Origin of the sequence: Kocuria rosea subsp. polaris (assembly GCF_001483755.1) — a bacterium.
In the GTDB taxonomy this organism is placed as follows: Bacteria; Actinomycetota; Actinomycetes; order Actinomycetales; family Micrococcaceae; genus Kocuria; species Kocuria cellulosilytica.
Window position 1 is genome coordinate 278,663 of the sequence record NZ_LQBK01000033.1, and the last position, 19,151, is coordinate 297,813.

General features: G+C 74.8%; 18 protein-coding genes. 10 read left to right on the top strand and 8 right to left on the bottom strand.

Going from position 1 to position 19,151, the window contains the following annotated elements:
- Window positions 1–2 precede the first annotated feature (2 nt).
- Together hemG and hemE are read right to left on the bottom strand one after the other, a co-directional pair.
- Window positions 3–1,541 (bottom strand): protoporphyrinogen oxidase, encoded by a 1,539-nt coding sequence (hemG, locus tag AVL61_RS13410; protein WP_231738414.1) that lies wholly within the window; start codon window positions 1,539–1,541, stop codon window positions 3–5.
- Complete coding sequence (gene hemE / locus AVL61_RS13415) at window positions 1,538–2,743, bottom strand: uroporphyrinogen decarboxylase (protein WP_082697155.1); 1,206 nt, start codon at window positions 2,741–2,743, stop codon at window positions 1,538–1,540. Before hemE ends, hemG begins: the two co-directional genes overlap by 4 nt.
- A 148-nt stretch (window positions 2,744–2,891) precedes the next feature.
- Between hemE and AVL61_RS13420 the strand changes: the two genes are divergently transcribed.
- The 5 genes from AVL61_RS13420 to AVL61_RS13440 all read left to right on the top strand — a co-directional run bounded on the left by AVL61_RS13420 (window position 2,892) and on the right by AVL61_RS13440 (window position 8,064).
- Window positions 2,892–4,217: a glutamyl-tRNA reductase gene (locus AVL61_RS13420; protein ID WP_058874807.1), complete on the top strand. Its 1,326-nt coding sequence runs from the start codon at window positions 2,892–2,894 to the stop codon at window positions 4,215–4,217.
- 50 nt (window positions 4,218–4,267) lie between these two features.
- Window positions 4,268–4,885 (top strand): TetR/AcrR family transcriptional regulator, encoded by a 618-nt coding sequence (locus AVL61_RS13425; RefSeq protein ID WP_058874808.1) that lies wholly within the window; start codon window positions 4,268–4,270, stop codon window positions 4,883–4,885.
- Window positions 4,886–4,937: 52 nt separating this feature from the next.
- Window positions 4,938–5,174 carry a DUF3107 domain-containing protein gene (locus tag AVL61_RS13430; protein WP_058874809.1) on the top strand — a complete coding sequence of 79 codons (237 nt, stop codon included), beginning with the start codon at window positions 4,938–4,940 and terminating at the stop codon, window positions 5,172–5,174.
- Window positions 5,175–5,518: 344 nt separating this feature from the next.
- Window positions 5,519–7,210, top strand: coding sequence for a DEAD/DEAH box helicase (locus AVL61_RS13435; RefSeq protein ID WP_082697156.1), 1,692 nt, complete (start codon window positions 5,519–5,521; stop codon window positions 7,208–7,210).
- Window positions 7,207–8,064 (top strand): DNA-methyltransferase, encoded by an 858-nt coding sequence (locus AVL61_RS13440; RefSeq protein ID WP_058874810.1) that lies wholly within the window; start codon window positions 7,207–7,209, stop codon window positions 8,062–8,064. Before AVL61_RS13435 ends, AVL61_RS13440 begins: the two co-directional genes overlap by 4 nt.
- A 90-nt stretch (window positions 8,065–8,154) precedes the next feature.
- Here the strand turns inward: AVL61_RS13440 and AVL61_RS18505 are convergent, their stop codons facing one another.
- The 3 genes from AVL61_RS18505 to AVL61_RS13450 all read right to left on the bottom strand — a co-directional run bounded on the left by AVL61_RS18505 (window position 8,155) and on the right by AVL61_RS13450 (window position 11,173).
- Window positions 8,155–8,286, bottom strand: a complete 132-nt coding sequence (locus tag AVL61_RS18505) for a putative transporter small subunit (protein ID WP_231738415.1) — start codon at window positions 8,284–8,286, stop codon at window positions 8,155–8,157.
- Between the two features lie 27 nt (window positions 8,287–8,313).
- On the bottom strand, window positions 8,314–10,017 hold the full coding sequence (locus tag AVL61_RS13445) for a sodium:solute symporter family protein (RefSeq protein ID WP_058874811.1): 1,704 nt from the start codon (window positions 10,015–10,017) through the stop codon (window positions 8,314–8,316).
- 304 nt (window positions 10,018–10,321) lie between these two features.
- A complete protein-coding gene (locus AVL61_RS13450) occupies window positions 10,322–11,173 on the bottom strand; it encodes a PHP domain-containing protein (RefSeq protein WP_058874812.1) in 852 nt (283 codons plus the stop codon).
- Between the two features lie 82 nt (window positions 11,174–11,255).
- Between AVL61_RS13450 and AVL61_RS13455 the strand changes: the two genes are divergently transcribed.
- Window positions 11,256–12,830: an aminopeptidase P family protein gene (locus tag AVL61_RS13455; RefSeq protein ID WP_058874813.1), complete on the top strand. Its 1,575-nt coding sequence runs from the start codon at window positions 11,256–11,258 to the stop codon at window positions 12,828–12,830.
- 18 nt (window positions 12,831–12,848) lie between these two features.
- Here the strand turns inward: AVL61_RS13455 and AVL61_RS13460 are convergent, their stop codons facing one another.
- Window positions 12,849–13,838, bottom strand: a complete 990-nt coding sequence (locus AVL61_RS13460) for a YflT domain-containing protein (protein ID WP_058874814.1) — start codon at window positions 13,836–13,838, stop codon at window positions 12,849–12,851.
- Window positions 13,839–13,955: 117 nt separating this feature from the next.
- Here AVL61_RS13460 and AVL61_RS13465 point away from each other — a divergent pair, with 117 nt between their 5' ends.
- From AVL61_RS13465 to AVL61_RS13475, 3 genes are read left to right on the top strand one after another with little or no spacing between them, the layout of a single operon-like run.
- Window positions 13,956–15,257, top strand: a complete 1,302-nt coding sequence (locus AVL61_RS13465) for a magnesium transporter MgtE N-terminal domain-containing protein (RefSeq protein WP_058874815.1) — start codon at window positions 13,956–13,958, stop codon at window positions 15,255–15,257.
- Window positions 15,250–15,891: a DUF1003 domain-containing protein gene (locus AVL61_RS13470; RefSeq protein ID WP_058874816.1), complete on the top strand. Its 642-nt coding sequence runs from the start codon at window positions 15,250–15,252 to the stop codon at window positions 15,889–15,891. The genes AVL61_RS13465 and AVL61_RS13470 overlap by 8 nt, the downstream gene beginning before the upstream one ends.
- Window positions 15,884–17,071: an Mrp/NBP35 family ATP-binding protein gene (locus tag AVL61_RS13475; RefSeq protein ID WP_058874817.1), complete on the top strand. Its 1,188-nt coding sequence runs from the start codon at window positions 15,884–15,886 to the stop codon at window positions 17,069–17,071. Before AVL61_RS13470 ends, AVL61_RS13475 begins: the two co-directional genes overlap by 8 nt.
- Before the next feature lie 91 nt (window positions 17,072–17,162).
- Here the strand turns inward: AVL61_RS13475 and AVL61_RS13480 are convergent, their stop codons facing one another.
- Window positions 17,163–17,516 (bottom strand): twin-arginine translocase TatA/TatE family subunit, encoded by a 354-nt coding sequence (locus tag AVL61_RS13480; RefSeq protein ID WP_058874818.1) that lies wholly within the window; start codon window positions 17,514–17,516, stop codon window positions 17,163–17,165.
- A 37-nt stretch (window positions 17,517–17,553) separates the two neighbouring features.
- Entirely contained in the window at window positions 17,554–18,225 is a 672-nt protein-coding gene (locus AVL61_RS13485) for a hypothetical protein (protein ID WP_058874819.1), read from the bottom strand.
- A 225-nt stretch (window positions 18,226–18,450) separates the two neighbouring features.
- Here AVL61_RS13485 and AVL61_RS13490 point away from each other — a divergent pair, with 225 nt between their 5' ends.
- Window positions 18,451–19,083, top strand: a complete 633-nt coding sequence (locus tag AVL61_RS13490; RefSeq protein WP_058874848.1) for an O-methyltransferase — start codon at window positions 18,451–18,453, stop codon at window positions 19,081–19,083.
- Window positions 19,084–19,151: the final 68 nt, after the last annotated feature.

Here is a 19,151-nt window from a genome sequence, read left to right on the forward strand (position 1 = left end):
GCTCAGTCCTTTCGTCGGGTGCTGGTCGGTGGGGTCCGGGCCGGCTCGGAGGCGGCCGGCGCGGCGGTGTCCGGGACGCCCGCCTCGGCGAGCAGGGCGCGGACCTGGGATCGGGTGTCGGCGACGACGGAGGCGAGGCCCGTGCCCGCGAGCCATCCGCCGACCGCGACGGCGTCGGGCAGCACCTCGAGCGCCCGCCGGAACTCGGCGACGCGCCGGGCGTGCCCGACGCCGGCGCGGGGCAGCGCGGAGCGCCAGCGCACGATGTCCGCGCCGGCGAGCTGGCCCGGCCGCAGGGGCATTCCCAGGAGGGTCGAGGCGTCGGAGAGGGCCAGCCGGATGAGCTGGTCGTCGGGCAGGGCCACCTCCGGGGGCACGGCGGTGGCGTCGGTCTGGGCGCGGCCGTAGGAGAGCCGCAGCACGTGCCGGCCGGTACCGGCGGCCTCCCGGACCCAGTCCCACTTGGCGCTCGCGTGGGTGAGGGCCTTGGCGCGCACGCCGCGGGCGTCCTCGCTCACGAGCAGGCCGGTGCCCCGGGGGGCGCCGTCGAGGCGCGGCTCGTCGACCACGAGCGTGGCCAGGGCCACCTGGGGTCCCGGCTCGGGGGCGAAGCGCTGGAGGTCCTCCTCGTGGCCGGCGAGGAGCCGGACGGCGGTCGTGCCGTCGGTGGCCAGCACGAGCAGCTCGCCGCGTGCCACGGCGGTCTTGTGCCCGTGGCGCGGCTGGCGCTGGATGACCATCCAGCCCTCGCGCCGGGGGTCGCGGTCCAGGGCGATGACGTCGTAGCCGGTGACGAGCTTCACGCCCGCCCGCTCGAGGTCGTGCACGAGCGTCTCGGAGAGGGCGTTCATGCCGCCGCGCAGCCCGGCCACGTTGGCCCCCGCGGGCGCGGCGCGGCGCAGGGCCCCGGCCGCGGCGCCGAGGGAGCCGTGCTCGCGCAGGGCCCGGCGCAGGCCGGGGGCCACGGCGTCGACGTCGAGGTCGTCGGGATGGGCGGAGTGCACGCCCGTGGCGAAGGGCGCGACGAGCCGGTCGACCACCCGCTCCCCCATCCGGGCCCGGACGAGACCGCCGAGGGAGCGCTCGGTCATGCCGACGAACGCGGGCAGCCTGCGGTCGAGGCCGGCGCGCAGCATGCCGGCCCGGCCGAGCGCCGCCCGCAGCCGGGGGGCCGTGGGGTCGGCCGGGATGCCCAGGATCCCGGAGTCGGGCGCGGGCACGGCGCCCTCCGGCAGGAACAGCCACGAGCCGGAGCGGTTGGGGTGCACCACGCGCTCGCCGAGCCCCAGCTCCTCCAGCAGGTCGGGCACCGCCCGGGAGCGGGTCGCGAAGGACTCGGCGCCGGAGTCCAGCACGAGGCCCGCGACCTGGTGGGCGCCCACGGCCCCGCCGAGGTGGTCCTCGGCCTCCACCAGCGTGACGCGCAGCCCGCGGGCGGCGAGGTCGCGTGCGGCCACGAGCCCGGAGACGCCGCCGCCGACCACGAGGGCGGAGCGGGGCGGGGTCCGTCGGGCGGGCGTGCCGTCCGGCTCCGCGCTCACGGCCGGCCACCGCCCGGGGACTGCTCCAGCGGCTGGTCGTGGACGAAGGAGACGAGGTCGGTCAGCACCTGCGGGTCGGTCCCCGGCGGGACGCCGTGGCCCAGGTTGACGACGTGCCCCGGCGCGGAGGCCCCGCCGCGCAGCACCTCGCGCACGTGCTCGGCCAGCACGGGCCAGGGCGCGGCGAGCAGGGCCGGGTCGATGTTGCCCTGCAGCACCGTGGTCCCGCCGAGCCGCCGGTTGGCCTCCGCCAGGGGGATCCGGTAGTCCACGCCCACCGCGTCCGCGCCGGCGTCCCGCATCGCGACGAGGAGCTCGCCCGTGCCCGTGCCGAAGTGGACGCGGGGCACGGCGAGGTCCTCGACGGCGCGCAGCGCGGCCGCCGAGTGCTCCAGGACGTGCGCGGTGTAGTCGGCCAGGGACAGGGACCCCGCCCACGAGTCGAAGAGCTGCACGGCCGAGGCGCCGGCCTCGACCTGGGCGCGCAGGAACGCCCCGGAGGTCCGGGCCGCCCACTCCGCGAGCGCCCGCCAGGCCGCAGGGTCGGCGTGCATCATGGTGCGCGGCAGCAGGTGGTCGCGGGAGGGCCCGCCCTCGACCATGTAGGCGGCCACGGTGAACGGCGCCCCGGCGAAGCCGATGAGCGGGGTCGTGCCGAGCTCCGCGACGGTGCGGGCGACGGCCTCGCGGATCGGGTCGAGGGCCCCCTCGGCGAGCTCGGGCAGGGCCGCGACGTCGGCGGCCGTGCGCACGGGGCGCTCCAGCACGGGCCCGCGGCCCGGGACGATCTCGACGTCCACGCCGGCCACGCGCATGGGCACGACGATGTCGGAGAAGAAGATGGCGGCGTCGACGTCGTGCCGGCGCACCGGCTGGAGCGTGATCTCCGCGGCCATCGCGGGGTCCAGGCAGGCGTCGAGCATCGCGGTGCCCTGGCGCAGGGACCGGTACTCCGGCAGCGACCGGCCCGCCTGCCGCATGAACCACACCGGGCGGCGGTCGGGCGCGCGCCCCGTGAGGGCCTGCAGCAACGGGGCGTCCAGCGTGCCGGCGGAGCGCAGCGGATGGCCCTGCGGCAGCGCCCCGAGGGATCCGGTGAGGCGCCGGAACGCCGTCGAGGGGTGGATGCCGCCCGTGGGGTGCCCGGGATCGGCTGCGGTCGACGTGTCCGGCGTGCTCGCCGTCTCAGGGGTGGTAGGCATAGTGCTCCCATTGTGCCAAGGAACACCGACGTCGTTTACCGACGCAGCGTCACCGGGGGGCCGGGACGGGCGGGCGGGGCGGACGTGAGCGTTCTCTCGGACGTCACCGAGGCGCGAATCCGCGGTGACCGTCTAGTATGAATGCACTGTGGTCCTCTTCGCACTCGTCGCCTCCCACCAGAACGTCGATCTGAACACCGTTGCGCGTCTCAGCACCGGTGCGCTCGGGCTGTCCGAGGAGATGGTCAGCGGCGGGGCCCTCCGGGGCTCCGTGACCCTCTCGACGTGCAACCGGCTCGAGATCTACGGCGAGCTCGAGGACGTGCCGGGCACCTCCTCCGGGGCGGCGCTGGACCGGGTGCTGGCCGATCTCGCCGAGCAGATCGGCTCCCGCGCCGGGCTCGACCCCGAGTTCGTGGCCGGCTCCCTGCGGGCCTTCACCGACTCCGGCGCCGCGCGCCACCTCTTCACGGTGGTCTCCGGCCTGGAGTCCGCCGTGGTGGGCGAGCGCGAGATCACCGGGCAGGTCCGCCGCGCCCTCAACGACGCCCAGCAGGCCGGGACGGTCTCCGGCAAGCTCCTGCGGCTGTTCGAGGCGGCCGCCCGCACCGCCCGCAAGGTGGGTACGCAGACCGCCCTCGGCGAGCGCGGCCGCTCCATCGTCTCCGTGGCCCTGGACCTCGCCGACGACGTCACGGCCGGCACCTGGACGTCGCGGCGGGCCCTCGTCTTCGGCACGGGCGCCTACGCGGGGGCGACCATGGCCGCCCTCCGCGACCGTGGCTGCGCCGACATCGAGGTGTACTCGGCGTCCGGACGGGCCGGGCAGTTCACGGAGAACCGCGGCGGCACGCCGGTGGGGACCGAGGAGCTGGACGCCGCCCTGGAGCGCGCCGACGTCGTCATCGGCTGCAGCGGCGGCTCCGCCCCCATGGGCGCCGCCGCGTTCCCGGCCGGGTCCCGCACCGTGGTCGACCTCGCCCTCACCCGGGACTTCGACCCCGCCGTGGCGGACCTGCCCGGCGTCGAGCTCATCACCCTGGAGTCGGTGCGCGTGGCCGCCCCGGAGGAGACCCGGGAGTCCGTCGAGGCCGCGAGCGGGATCGTCGAGCGCGCCGCCCAGGAGTTCGCCGCGAGCCAGGACGCCCGCGACATGGACGCCGCGATCGTCGCCCTGCGCAAGCACACCATGGCCGTCCTGGACGCCGAGCTGGAGAAGGTCACCGCCCACCACGGGTGCACGGCCGCGCAGGAGCAGATCGAGCTCGCGATGCGCCGCATGGTGCGCTCCCTCCTGCACACCCCCACCGTCCGCGCGCGCGAGCTCGCCGCGCAGGGCCGGCAGGACGAGTACATCACCGGCCTCGAGGCGCTCTACGGGATCGAGGTCCCCGCGCCCGCCGCGGAGCGGGCCGAGGCCCCGGCCGCCGCGGCGCCGCCGGAGGCCACCCGCCGTCCCCGCGCCGCGGGGTAGGCCGGCAGTCGTTCGGCCGGCGCCGCCGGCTGGTTGAGGAGGAACGGTTCATGACTGAGACCAGGAGAGGCCGCCCCGCGCGCCTTCCGCGCGAGGCCCGCCGGCGGCAGCTGCTCGAGACGGCGCTGACCGTGTTCTCCTCGAACGGCTACCACGGCTCGTCCATGGACGACATCGCCGACGCCGCCCGGGTGAGCAAGCCCGTGCTCTACCAGCACTTCCCCGGCAAGCGCGAGCTCTACCTCGCCCTCGTGGACCACTACCTCCAGGAGCTCTCCCTCGGCCTCGTCTCGGCGCTGCAGGCCAGCGACGTGAACCGCGAGCGGGTGGAGTCCATGCTGGACGTCTACTTCGGCTTCGTGGAGGCCAACCCGGAGGCCCACCGGCTGATCTTCGAGTCGGACCTGCTGGCGGACCCCGAGGTCGCGGAGCGCTTCGAGAACTTCCACCTGGCCGTGGCCGACTCGATCGCCGGGGTCCTCGGGCCCAACGCGGGGCTGAGCCACCCGCACGCGGTGCTCGTCTCGCGCTCCCTCACCGGCATGGCGCAGACCGCTGCGGTGCACTGGATCCGCAACCCCGGCACCGGCGGGCGGGCGGAGGCCCAGCGCCAGATCTTCCGTTTAGCTTGGGGCGGAATCTCGATCATCGACGAGGACTGGCAGTAGCGCCCTCCTAGACTGACCGGGACGCATCCCGCAGCCCCGCCCAGGAGGAACCATGGAAATCAAGATCGGTGTTCAGCACGTCGCCCGGGAGATCGTCGTCGAGTCCGCCCTCGAGGCGCCGGAGGCCGTGGAGCTGATCACCGCCGCCGTCTCCGCCGGGTCCCCGCTGACCCTGACCGACACGAAGGGCAACGTGACGGTCGTCCCCGGCGGCGCCATCGGCTACGCCGCCGTCGGTGCCGAGCAGAAGCGGCCCGTGGGCTTCATGCCCTTCACGAAGGACGACTGAGACCCCGTCCGCCGGCCACGGCGGCCCGGCCCGACGACCGCACGGAGGGTGCGCGGTCGTCGGGCTACACTGTTAAGCGCACTGGATGACCGGTCGTACCCGCGATCCCACGAACGACAGACACCTCATCGCCCCCGCTCCCCGCGGACAGGCCCCCGACGGCGGCCCCGCGCAGGACCGGATCCGGGCGCCACGAACCCGTGGCTTGCCCGGTCGAGGCGGCGCACGCTCACGATCGGCTTCCACCCAACGCACGCCCCCGGCGGCCGCCAGCACGGCGGCCCGGAGGCCCGGACCCCGGTCCCCTCCCCCGGCCGGGCGTGCCCGAACGAAGGAACCCGACCGTGACCGACCACATCACCGACACCGCACCGGCCGCCGCGCCCGACGACGACGCCGCCCTCGAGGGCACCCCCGAGGTGGTCGTCGAGACCACCGAGCACCCCGAGCCGCTGCCCCAGGACTTCGCCGAGTTCGGCGTGCGCCAGGACATCGTGGACTCCCTCGCCGCCGAGGGCATCGTCCACCCCTTCCCCATCCAAGCCATGACCCTGCCGGTGGCGCTGTCCGGCCAGGACATCATCGGCCAGGCCAAGACCGGCACGGGCAAGACCCTCGGCTTCGGCATCCCCGTGGTCCAGCGCGTCGTGGGCCGCGGCGACGCGGGGTGGGACCAGCTGAAGAAGCCCGGCGCCCCGCAGGCGCTCATCGTGGTGCCCACGCGCGAGCTCGCCGTCCAGGTCGGCCACGACCTGGCGACCGCCGCGCGGACCCGCAACGCCCGGGTGGCGACCATCTACGGCGGCCGCGCCTACGAGCCCCAGATCGAGGAGCTCCAGGCGGGCGTCGAGGTCGTGGTCGGCACCCCCGGGCGGCTCATCGACCTCAACCGGCAGCGCCACCTCGACCTCTCCGCCGTGCGGGCCGTGGTGCTGGACGAGGCCGACGAGATGCTCGACCTCGGCTTCCTGCCCGACGTCGAGAAGCTGCTCTCGGCCGTGCCCGAGGTCCGCCAGACCATGCTCTTCTCCGCGACGATGCCCGGGCCCGTGGTGGCCATGGCCCGTCGCTACATGACCAAGCCCATGCACATCCGGGCCGCCGCGCCCGACGAGGGCGCCACCAAGAAGGACATCCGCCAGGTGGTCTACCGGGCGCACCACCTCGACAAGGACGAGGTCGTGGCGCGGATCCTGCAGGCCGAGGGCCGGGGCCGCACCATCGTGTTCACCAAGACCAAGCGGGCCGCGGCCAAGCTCGCGGACGAGCTGATCGGCCGCGGCTTCGCCGCCGCCCCGCTGCACGGGGACCTGGGCCAGGGCGCGCGCGAGCAGGCGCTGCGCGCGTTCCGCAACAACAAGGTCGACGTGCTCGTGGCCACGGACGTCGCCGCGCGCGGCATCGACGTCGAGGACGTCACCCACGTCATCAACTTCCAGTGCCCCGAGGACGAGAAGACGTACCTGCACCGGACCGGGCGCACCGGCCGCGCCGGCAACAAGGGCACGGCCGTGACGTTCGTGGACTGGGACGACGTCCCGCGCTGGCGGCTGATCGACAAGGCCCTGGAGCTCGGCATCCCCGAGCCCCGCGAGACCTACTCCTCGTCCGAGCACCTGTACGAGGAGCTGAGCATCCCGAAGGGCACCAAGGGCCGGCTCCCCCGGTCCAAGCGCACCCACGAGGGGCTCGGCGCCGAGGTGCTCGAGGACCTCGGCGAGCCCGGCGGGCGCAAGAGCGGCCCGCGCGGCGACGGCCGGGACGGCCGCTCGCGCGAGCGCGGCGGCGCCCGGCGCGGTGAGGGCCGCGGCGAGAACCGCGGTGCCGGCCGCGGCGAGGGCCGTGGCCGCCGGGACGACGCCGCCTCGCCCGCCGCCCCGCGGGAGACGACCCGGGAGACGACCCGGGAAAGGACCCGCGAGGTGCCCCGGGAGACCTCGGTGGAGCGCACCCCGGACGGCACCACCCGCCGCCGCCGGCGCCGCCGCGGTGGCGGCGGGGCCCGGCAGGAGCAGAGCGGCACCGCCGCCGAGTGAGCTCCTTCGCCTTCGACGCAGAGGGCCCCGATGCGGTGGTCGCCGCGGAGAACCTGGATCTCCTGCGGCGGCTGCCCGGCGGGGCCTTCCGCATGATCTACGTGGACCCGCCCTTCAACACGGGCCGCACCCAGCGCCGGCGGGAGTCCACCGTGACCCCGGCCTCCGCCGGCGCGGGAGACCGCACCGGCTTCGCCGGCCGCTCCTACACGACCGTGCTGGGGGCCCTGCGCAGCTACGACGACGCGTTCGCCGACTACTGGGGGTTCCTGGAGCCCCGCCTGCGGGAGGCCTGGCGGGTGCTCGCGGACGACGGGACGCTGTACCTGCACCTGGACTACCGGGAGGTGCACTACGCCAAGGTCATGCTGGACGCGATCTTCGGGCGCGAGTCCTTCCTGAACGAGATCATCTGGGCCTACGACTACGGCGGGCGCTCCCGGCGCCGCTGGCCCGCCAAGCACGACAACGTCCTGGTGTACGTGAAGGACCCCGAGCGGTACCTGTTCGACAGCGCCGAGGTGGACCGGGAGCCGTACATGGCCCCCGGCCTGGTGACCCCCGAGAAGGTCCGCCTGGGCAAGCTGCCGACGGACGTGTGGTGGCACACCATCGTCTCCCCCACCGGCCGGGAGAAGACCGGCTATCCCACGCAGAAGCCGGTGGGCCTCGTGCGGCGGATGGTCGCCGCCAGCTCCGCCCGCGGGGACTGGGTGCTGGACTTCTTCGCCGGCTCCGGAACGCTCGGCGCGGCCGCCGGGCAGCTGGAACGGCGGTTCGTGTGCGTGGACCGGAACCCGGAGGCGATCGAGGTCATGCGCGCCCGCCTGCCGGGGGCGACCGTGTGGGACTGAGCACGGGCAGCCCCGCTGACGGCGTCGGGCCCGGACCGCACGAGGCGGTCCGGGCCNNNGGGCCCGACGCCGTCGTGCGCGGGGAACGGCTCAGACGAGGTCGTTCCCCTCGCGCCGGGCCGCGGCCGCCTCCTTGCCGAAGGCGGTGCAGATCACGGCCAAGGTACCGGCCACCAGGAGGGGCCAGACGAGGACGTAGACGGTGAGGGCGAGCGGGGACATGGGCGTCCTTTCGGGGTCGTCGGGAAATCAGAGCGCGCCGCGGGCGGTGAGCGCCTGCTCGGCCGGGCTCTCGGTGGACTCGTCGGCGGGGTCGTCGGTGAAGTCGCCGGTGCGCCGCCGGATCGAGGCGAAGTCGAAGTCGTCGCGGTGGCGCACGGACATCGCCCAGCACACCACCGTGCTCACCGCGTAGGCGACGAGGGAACCCGTGAGGGCCTCGTAGTCGCGCAGGAAGCCCAGCACGAACGGCGCGGAGGCGAGGGAGCCCAGCAGGCCGACGACGAAGGCCGGGCGGGTGCCGAGGAACCCGAAGACCATCAGGCCCAGGACCACACCCACACCCACGACGGCCAGGACCTCGACGAGCAGCGGCAGCAGGCCCGTGCCGGGGACGGCCCCGAAACGCACGGGCAGGAACACGGCCAGCGCGGCGAGCACCGAGACGGTGAACGCCCGGTTCGTGACCTTGCCCCAGTAGAAGCTCGCGATGACGGGGAAGACCAGCGCGCCCCAGAGCGCCCCCACGAACACGAGCAGGTCGAGGATGTTCAGCTGCAGGCTCGCGAACACGACGGCCACGGCCGTGGCGACGAGCATGGTCAGCCGGCCGACGAGCAGCATGGTCCGCGGGTCGGCCTTCCGGCCCCGGCTGCGCACGCCCTGGCCGTAGATGTCCGCCATGGTGATCGAGGACAGGGCGGAGAGGTCGGAGTCGGCGGTCGAGGAGAGCGAGCCGATGACCATGACGAAGAACACCGCCAGCAGGATGCCCGGCAGGTAGCCGGCCGCGATCTGCGGCAGCAGGTTGTTGGTGTCCCCGCCGACGGGCTCGAGCCCGGCGTAGAGGGCGAGCACGCCGATCATGCCGATGCCGATGATGGTCGCGCCGTAGCCGATGGTCGCGGTGACGAAGGTCGGCCGGATGAGGTCCTCGCGCACGGCGAAGAGCCGCTGGGCGATGGTCTGGTTGCCGATGGCGTACGCCAGCACCGCCGCGATGTAGGGCGCGCCCTGGTTGAGGAAGGCGTCGCCGGAGAAGAAGGTGCCCTGCTCGGGGGTCAGGTTCCGGGCGCCCTCGGTGAACAGCGACGGCCCGCCCAGGAGGAAGAAGAGCGCGGGGACGATGATCACGACCGCGCCGAGCATGGCCACGACCTGGGCGAAGTCGGTGAGCACCGAGGCCCGGAACCCGGACCACAGCGTGTACAGGAGCACGCCGACGGCGATGACGACGACGCCCTGCACGAAGCTGAACGGCGAGAGCATCGAGATGAGCGCGCCGCCGGCGATGAAGTTGGACATGAGGCTGATGACGCTGCCCACCACGTTGGAGCCGGCGAGCATGAGCTGGCTGGAGCGCCCGTGCCGGGCGTACATGACCTCGGCCAGGGTGTGGGCGTGCGGGGCGACCTTGCGGATCCGGCGGCCGAACGGGTAGATGAACAGGATCATCAGCGCGCCCCACAGCCCGTAGTGGATGGGCCCGGAGATCCCGTAGGTGTAGCCGGAGGTCACCGAGGCGTACATCGAGGACGCCCAGATCCAGGTCGCGGTCATGGACGCCGCGGAGACGCCGAAGCCCACCCCGTGACCGGCCGTCATGTAGCTGTCCGCGTTCTCCTTCCGGTGCCCGATGCGCACGGACATGAGAAAGGTCCCCCCGTAGAAGAGCACGAGGAGACCGAGGGTCAGGAGGAGCCCGAAGGGCGGTTCGATGTCGGCGGGCGGCATGCAGGTCCTTTCGTCGGGGCGGAGGGCACTGCGGGGCGCCGGCCGCCGGCTGATCAGGAGGGTGCCGCGCGGGGGGCGTTGCTGCGTCGACGCACGTCCGGGAGCGGCCTGGGCGAACGTAACACACGGCCGACGGCCGGCCCGGGGCGGCGGCGGGCCCCGGATCGGCCGTTCCGGCCCGTCGTGACGGGGCAGGACGGCCCTCGGGGCACGGGGCCCGACGTGAGCGATCTCACCGCCGTCGGCGGTCCGAGCGGGGCGTGGCGGCGGCCGCCGGGTGGTAGAAGCAGGGGCGGCGGAACGCTCAGGGGTAGCGCACGGACACGCCGGAGACGGCCTGCTCCTCGATCCGCACGAGCGACTGGACGGACGTCAGGTTCTCGCCCAGCCGGTTCGGCTTGCCGGCGCCGTGGTAGTCGCTGGAGCCCGTGACCACCAGGTCGTGCTCGGAGGCCATCCGGACCAGGCGGGCCCGCGCGTCGTCGGGGTTGTCCCGGTGCGCGACCTCGAGCCCGCCGAGGCCGGCGTCGATCATGGCCTCGAAGACCTCCGGGCCGACCACCCGCCCGCGGGCCGCGGCGAGCGGGTGGGCGAACACCGGGACGCCGCCCGCGGCCCGCACGAGGCGGACCGCGTGCACCGGGTCCGGAGCGTAGTGGGGGACGTAGTAGCGGGAGCGGCTGTGCAGCACCGAGGCGAAGGCCGCGGTGCGGTTCTCCACGACGCCCACGGTGACGAGGGCGTCGGCGATGTGCGGGCGGCCCACGGTGGCCCCCTCGTGCACGTGCTCCAGGACCACGTCCCAGTCGATCGGGTAGTCCTCGGACAGCAGCTCGACCATGCGCTCGGCCCGCGTGCGCCGGGAGCAGCGGGAGGACTCGACCTCGGCGAGCAGCCCCGGCTCCTCCGGGTCGTGCAGGTAGCTCAGCAGGTGCACCGAGATCCCGTCACCGGTGGTGCAGGAGATCTCCATGCCCGGGACGAAGGCGACCCCCAGGGCCACGGCGGCGTCCCCGGCCGCCCGCCACCCGGACGTGGAGTCGTGGTCGGTGAGGGCGAACACGTCCAGGCCCGCCGCGTGCGCCGCACGGGCGACGTCCGCCGGGCTCTCCGTGCCGTCGGAGTCGGACGAGTGCGTGTGCAGGTCGATCTTCACCCGCTCCACGATACCGGCCCCGGACCGGACGGCCCGCCGCCTCCCGTGGCACGATGAGACGGACGACGCGAGGAAAGGAATCATGACAGAGCACAGCACGACACCCCAGGACGGCGCGCAGCCGCTCTCGGACCGGGTCGAGAACCGGTCCCAGCGCCCCGACTCCGCCGCCTTCCAGCAGTTCATGGCGTCCCAGTGGGCCGAGGCGGAGCCCACCGAGGTGGAGCGGGCCCCGGTCGCGGACTTCGCCGCGCAGCGGCGGCGGCGGATCTCCGAGCGCTTCCCCGGCGAGCGGCTCGTGCTTCCCGCCGGACCGCTCAAGGTCCGCTCCAACGACACCGACTACCGCTTCCGCCCGCACTCCGCGTTCGCGCACCTCACGGGTCTGGGCGTGGACCACGAGCCCGACGCCGTGCTGGTCCTCGAGCCCGTCGAGGAGGGCGCGGGGGACGACGGCGGCCACCACGAGGCCACCCTGTACTTCCACCCCATGGCCGGCCGGGACTCGAAGGAGTTCTACGCCGACGCCAAGAACGGCGAGTTCTGGGTCGGCCCCCGGCCCACCCTCGAGGAGCTCGGGACCGCCTGCGGGCTGCGCACCCGCGACCTCGGGGGCCTCGAGGACGCGGTCACCAAGAACGCCGGGCCCACCGCGCTGGGCGGCCTGCGGATCCGGCTCGTGCGGGAGGTGGACCTGAACGTCGACGCCCTGGTCGACACCTCCCGGATCAACACCGGGGTGGACCTCGAGTCCTCGGACGCCCTCGACGGCGAGCTCGCCGAGGCGCTCTCGGAGCTGCGCCTCGTCAAGGACGAGCACGAGATCGGCCAGCTGCGCGAGGCCGTGGACGCGACCATCGCCGGCTTCACCGACATCGTGCACGTGCTGCCCGCGGCCGCGGGCCACCGCCACCGCGGCGAGCGCATGGTCGAGGGCGCCTTCTTCGCCCGAGCCCGCACGGACGGCAACGACCTCGGCTACGACACCATCGCGGCGTGCGGCAACAACGCCACGGTCCTGCACTGGATACGCAACACCGGCCGCGTCATCCCGGGGGAGCTGATCCTCGTGGACGCGGGGGTGGAGGCCGACTCCCTCTACACCGCGGACATCACCCGCACCCTGCCCGTGAACGGTCGCTACAGCGACGTCCAGCGGCGGATCTACCAGGCGGTCCTCGACGCCGCCGACGCCGCGTTCGACGCCGCGGTGCCCGGCAACCGGTTCCGGGACGTGCACGCCGCGGCCATGGAGGTCCTGGCCCGGCGGCTGGAGAGCTGGGGGCTGCTGCCCGTGCCCGCCGAGGTCTCGCTCTCCGCGGAGGGCCAGCACCACCGGCGGTGGATGCCGCACGGCACGAGCCACCACCTGGGCCTCGACGTGCACGACTGCGCCCAGGCCAAGCGCGAGCTCTACGTGGACGGGGTCATCGAGCCGGGCATGGTGTTCACCATCGAGCCGGGCCTCTACTTCAAGGCGGAGGACCTCGCGGTGCCGGAGGAGTACCGCGGGATCGGCGTGCGGATCGAGGACGACGTCCTGATCACCGAGGACGGCAACGTCAACCTCTCCTCCGGGCTGCCCCGCACCCCGGACGAGGTCGAGGCGTGGATGACCGGGCTGTGGCACGCCCGGGAGGGCGTGGACCCGAGCTGAGCCTCCCGCCGGCGCCCGTCAGCGCGGGGCGCCGGCGGATGTGCTCCCGCCGGCGGGCGGCTCGCCCCCGCCGGCGTCCTGCCCGCGGGACTCCTGCCCGGCGGCGTCCTGTCCGCGGGTCTCCTGCCCGCCGGACCGCGGCCCGGCGGAAGCCTGCCCGGGAGCACCGCGCCCGGCGTCCTGCGCACCGGGCTCCGGCCCGGCGGAACCCGGTGCGGCAGGACCCCGCCCGGCGTCCTGTCCTCCGGGCTCCTGCCCGGCGGGGAGCCGGATGCCGTACTGGGGGCGGCCGTCGGGCAGGTCCTGGAACGTCGCGGAGGGTCCGGGCGCGGCGGCCTGCTCGCCCCCGCCGGCCGGGCCGGGATCCTCGGGGCCGGGAGCCCGTTCCGCGGGGGCGCCGTACGGGGGCCGCTGCCACGGGGCCCCGGCACCGGCCGAGGGCGGCCCCGGGTGCTGGACCGGGGGCGGACCCAGCTGCGGACCGGGTCGCGGCCCGGTCGCCGGCCGGGGCGGGCCCTGCAGCCCCCGGAGCCCCCGCAGCACCTGCTGGGCGCGCTGGGCCACCTCGGGGGCGGCCACGACGTCGTAGGAGGTGGCGACGATCTGGTTGGTCGAGGTGAAGTCCCGCTTCCCGCGCTGCATCGCGTAGGTGATGGTGGCCAGCAGCATCCAGAAGGCCCCGCCCATCAGCACCGACACCAGCAGCGTGGACAGCCACTGCTCCCCGCCCAGCAGCGAGAGGATCATCCCCAGGAAGGCTCCGAAGACCATGCCGTTGAGCGCGCCCTGGCCCGCGACCTTCGGGTAGCTGAGCCGGCCGGTGACCTGCTCCACGGACTTCAGGTCGTTGCCGACGATCGCGATCTGGTCCACCTCGAACTGCTCGTCCGCGAGGTGGTCCACCGCCTTCTGGGCGTCGGCGTACGTGCCGTAGCGCCCGATCACCTCCCCGCGGGGCAGACCGCGGGCGGCGGGGCTGGCGGAGGGCAGGGACCGTGGCGAGCTCATGCCCCCCATTCTTCCCCATCCGCCCGCCGGTCCGCGCCCCGCCCCGTCGCGGACCCCGCCCCGCCCCGCACCCCGGCCCGCGCCCGGCCCCGTGGACCCGGTGGGTAGTCTTGTACGGTGAGCAGCCACATCGACAAGATCTTCATCGCGCGCCTGATCGGCCTCGACGTGTTCGACCCCCTGGGCGACCGTCTGGGCCGGCTGCGCGACGTCGTCGTGCTCATGCGCGGCAGCTCCCGGTACGGCCGCTCCTCCCGCCGCCCCCTCGTGGTCGGCCTCGTGGTGGAGGTCCTCGGCAAGAAGCGGGTGTTCGTGCCCATGACCCGCGTGACCAGCATCGACGCGGAGAAGATCATCAGCACGGGGCTCGTGAACCTGCGCCGCTTCGAGCAGCGCGGAGCGGAGACCCTGGCCGTCGGCGAGGTCTTCGACCGCACCGTGGTGCTGCGCGACGGCTCCGGCTCGGCCACGGTCGAGGACATGGCCATGGAGCGCCGGCGCAACACCGGGGACTGGCTGATCACCCAGCTCTTCGTCCGCCGCACCGGCACGGGCGGGGGCCTGATGCGCCGGCGCAACGAGACCCTGATCATCGACTGGGAGGACGCGGGGGACCCCTCCGCCGCGGGCCACCAGCCGGCCACCCAGTGGGTCGCCTCCCACGAGGAGCAGCAGCCCGCCGACCTCGCCGACGAGCTGCACGACATGTCGGCCAAGCGCATGCTCGAGATCGCCCACGAGCTCCAGGACGACCGGCTCGCGGACGTCCTCGAGGAGCTCCCGGAGGAGGACCAGGTCTACATCCTCACCAACATGGAGCCCGACCGCGCGGCCACGGTGCTCGAGGAGATGGAGCCCGACGACGCCGCCGACCTGCTCAACGAGCTGCCCGACACCCAGGCCGAGGCGCTGCTCGCGCTCATGCAGCCCGAGGACGCCGAGGACGTCCGGCGCCTGCTGGAGTACGAGGAGGGCACGGCCGGCTCCCTCATGACCCCCGTGCCGATCATCCTGCCGCCGGAGGCCACGGTCGCCGAGGCGCTCGCGCACATCCGCCAGGAGGAGCTCAGCCCCGCCGTCGCGGCGGCCGTGATCGTCTCCCGCCCGCCGCTGGAGACGCCCACCGGCAAGTACCTGGGCATGGTGCACACCCAGAAGCTCCTGCGCTATCCCCCGCCGGAGGCCGTGGGCAACCTCATCGACCGCTCGCTCGAGCCGGTCTCCGACCTCGCCTCCCTGCAGGACGTCGCCCGCGAGCTCGCGACCTACGACCTCACCATCATCCCGGTCGTCAACGACCACGACCGGGTGGTCGGGGCGATCACGATCGACGACGTCCTCGACGCCCTGCTGCCCGACGACTGGCGCACCGCCGACGACGGCACCCCGATCCGGAAGGTGGGCAAGCGGTATGAGTGAGCGCGAGCCCCGGCGCCCCCGCGTCAGCCCCCGTGCCGGCGCCCGCGGCAACACCCTCGACCAGCCGCGCGAGCACCGGCCCGGGCTGCTGGACCGGTACCGGCCGAACCCCGACGCCTTCGGGCGGATGACCGAGGGCTTCGCCCGCTTCATGGGCACCCCGCAGTTCTTGTTCTGGATGTCGGTCTTCGTGGTCGTCTGGCTCGCCTGGAACACCATGGCTCCCGAGTCGGCCCAGTTCGACCCCCGAGCCCTGAACTTCACGCTGCTCACGCTCATGCTCTCCCTGCAGGCCTCCTACGCGGCGCCCCTGCTGCTGCTGGCGCAGAACCGCCAGGACGACCGGGACCGGGTGACCCAGGAGGAGGACCGCCGCCGGGCGCAGCAGAACCTCGCCGACACCGAGTACCTGACCCGGGAGATCGCCTCCCTGCGGATCGCGCTGCGGGACGTCGCCACCCGCGACTTCGTGCGCTCGGAGCTGCGCTCGGTGCTCGAGGAGATCCTCGAGTCCCAGGAAGACGCCCCGGACGCCGAGGAGACGGGGACCCCGCCAAGGCGGCCCGCCCGCCGCCGCGGCGGGGGCCCCGACCGACCCACCGCCCCAGAGACCCGAGGAATCCCCCGTGCCTGAGCCCCGCCCCGACGACGTCCTCGCCCCCGAGGCCCTCGACCCCGCGCTGCGCGCGGCGCTGGACCGGGTGCTCGACCCCGAGCTGCGCCGGCCCGTGACCGAACTGGGGATGATCCGCTCCGCCGCGCTCGACGACGCCGGCCGCGCCGCCGTGCACGTGCTGCTGACGATCAGCGGCTGCCCCCTCCGCTCCACCATCGAGCAGGACGTCCGGGACGCCGTGGGGACCGTGGACGGGGTGCGCTCCGTGGACGTGCAGATCGGGGTGATGACGCCCGAGCAGCGCACGGCCCTCAAGGAGAGGGTGGGCCACACCCGGACCGTGCCCTTCAACGACCCCTCCTCCCTGACCCGGGTGCACGCCGTGACCAGCGGCAAGGGCGGGGTCGGCAAGTCGACGGTCACCGTCAACCTCGCCGCGGCGCTCGCCGCGCGGGGCCGGTCGGTGGGCATCGTGGACGCGGACGTGCACGGCTTCTCCGTCCCCGGGCTGCTGGGCATCGACCGGGCGCCCACGCAGGTCGGGGACATGATCCTGCCCCCGGTCGTGGAGGTCCCCGGCGCGGCGCGGGAGGACTCCGGGCGCGCCGGGGTGCTCAAGGTCATCTCGATCGGGATGTTCGTGGACCCGGACCAGCCCGTGGCCTGGCGCGGGCCGATGCTACACCGCGCCGTCGAGCAGTTCCTCACGGACGTGCACTTCGGGGACCTCGACCACCTCTTCCTCGACCTCCCGCCGGGCACGGGGGACATCGCGATCTCCGTGGCGCAACTGCTGCCCTCGGCGGAGGTGCTCGTGGTCTCCACGCCCCAGCAGGCGGCCGTCGAGGTCGCCGAGCGCTCCGGGGCCCTCGCGGTGCAGACCGGTCAGAAGGTGGCGGGGGTCGTCGAGAACATGGCGGGGATGCCGATGCCGGACGGCAGCGTGCTCGAGCTCTTCGGCGCCGGGGGCGGCACCCGGATCTCGGAGTCCCTGACCCGCCGGCTGGGGTACGACGTGCCGCTGCTGGGCGCCGTGCCCCTCGACGTCGCCCTGCGCGAGGGCGGGGACGCGGGCCGTCCGGTCGTGTGGTCGGCACCGGGATCGCCCGCCGCGGTCGCGCTCCGCTCGGTCGCCGACGCGCTGGGCACCCGCCCGCGCGGGCTCGCCGGGCGCCCGCTGGGCCTCGGTCCGCGCTGACGCACGGGCACCCGCCCACGCGGGCTCGCCGGGCCTCGTTCCGCGCTGACGCGCCGGCCGCGGTCCGTGCGGGCGGACCGGGGCGTCCGGCTCAGGTGGCCTCGGTGTCGAAGGGCGCCCGTTCGCCCGGGGCCAGCCGGGTCAGCACCGGTCCGGGGCGGGGCCGCGGCGCGGCGGGCTCCGCCGGCTCGTCGTCCTCCAGCAGGGCCTGGCGCACGATGGTGCGGGGGTCGTACTGGCGGGGGTCGAGCTTGCGCCAGTCGACGTCGGCGATCTCGGGCCCCAGGGTCTCCCTGAGCTCCTCGGTGGCGCCGGTCGCGTACCGCTTCGCGGCCTTGACGAACTCCTTGAGCTTCTCCGCGTACTCCGGCAGCCGCTCCGGCCCGATGATGAACAGGGCCAGGAGCACCAGGATGATCGCTTCGCCGCCGTTGATGCCGAGCACAGGAAGAGATTTTACCAGTCGGCGGGCCGGTGGCCGTTCAGCCGAAGATCTCGCGCAGGCCCGCGGCGACCGTCTCGAGGACGCCGGGCCTGCCCTCCGCGGGCTCCACGACACGCCCGCGCTCGTCGGCCACGACGAGGCCGACGGTGCGGGCCATCGCGGAGGGGCCGGAGTCCCCGGTGACCGTGTAGACGACCGCGTCCCCCACGACCACCGCCCGCCACGGCGGTCCGGCGTCCACCCACAGCGGCACGCCCTCCACGGCCACGGGCTCGAGGCCCTCCGCGCTCACGGGCAGCCCGGTCAGCCCGTCCATGGGGTTCTCCCGGTCGACCCGTCCGCGCTGCTCGACCACCACGACCTCGTCCTCCCCGCGGTGCAGCCTGATCACCACGAGCGGGTGCCCGGCCAGCGCGCCCCGGGTCATCGAGACCACCCGGTACCCGTCCGAGGCCAGCGTGGGCAGCGTCCACCCCTCCGCGCGCAGGCCGTCCGCGGAGACCTCGTCCGCGTTGAGCACCCCGTGGGTGCCGTGCCACGCCGAGACCGGGACCTGCTCCTCGCCGCCGTGCGGAGCCTCGGCCAGTGCGGTGCGCCCGACGGCGTAGCCGGAGCCCAGGACGAGGGTGAGGACCGCGCTCAGGGTGGCCGCGAGCACGGGGACCGCGCTGCTGCGGCGGGCCGGCGCGGTGCGCTCCGGGCGGGGCATCGGTCCTCCTCGTGCGGCGGTGCGGGCGGCGGCCGGGACGGCGCGGCCCGGGCGGCTCCGTGGCCCGGCCCGGCGCCGCGGCCGGTGCGGCGGACGGGTCGGCGGACGGGTCCGCGGACCACTCCATGATCGGCGGGGAAGCTGGATGCCGACTGGACGGTGGCCGGGCGGAGGGCGTCAGCCGGTAGGATGGCGCGCATCCACTACAGCGACGAAGGGCGGACCATGGGCGCGGACAAGACGACGAGCTGGTCGTACGCCGAGGCGTTCGCCGCCGAGGACGAGCTCGCCTACCGCGCCCGGGAGCGCTCCCTCGCCCTGCGCATCCCCCCGGTCACCCCGGGAACGGCCGCGGCCCTGACCGTGCTCGCGGCGGCGGCCCGGCCCGCCACCGTGGTCGAGGTCGGCACGGGGGCCGGGGTGTCCGGCCTCGCACTGCTGCGCGGGCTGCCCGGGACGTCCGTGCTGACCACCATCGACACCGACATCCGGGCGCTGCGCGCGGCCCGCGACACGTTCCGGGAGGCCGGGGTCCCGACGAGCCGGACCCGCACCATCCCCGGCCGCGCGTCACTCGTGATGCCCCGGCTGAGCGCGGGTGCCTACGACCTGGTCTTCCTCGACGGCGACGCCGAGGGGACCCTGGACTACGCGGAGGAGGCGGTCCGGCTGCTCCGCCCCGGCGGGATGCTCGTGGTCAACGACGCCCTGTCCCAGGACAAGGTGGCCCAGCCGGCCAACCGGGAGGAGAACACCCGGACGATGCGGGCCGTGCACCGGCTGTTCCGGGAGGACGAGCGCTTCAGCACGGCCCTGCTGACGACCGGTTCGGGGCTGCTGCTGGCCGTCCGCCGCTGACCCGGCGCCGCCGGCGGAGGGCTCCGGGGACGGCGAGGGGCCCGGCACCACGTGGTGCCGGGCCCCTC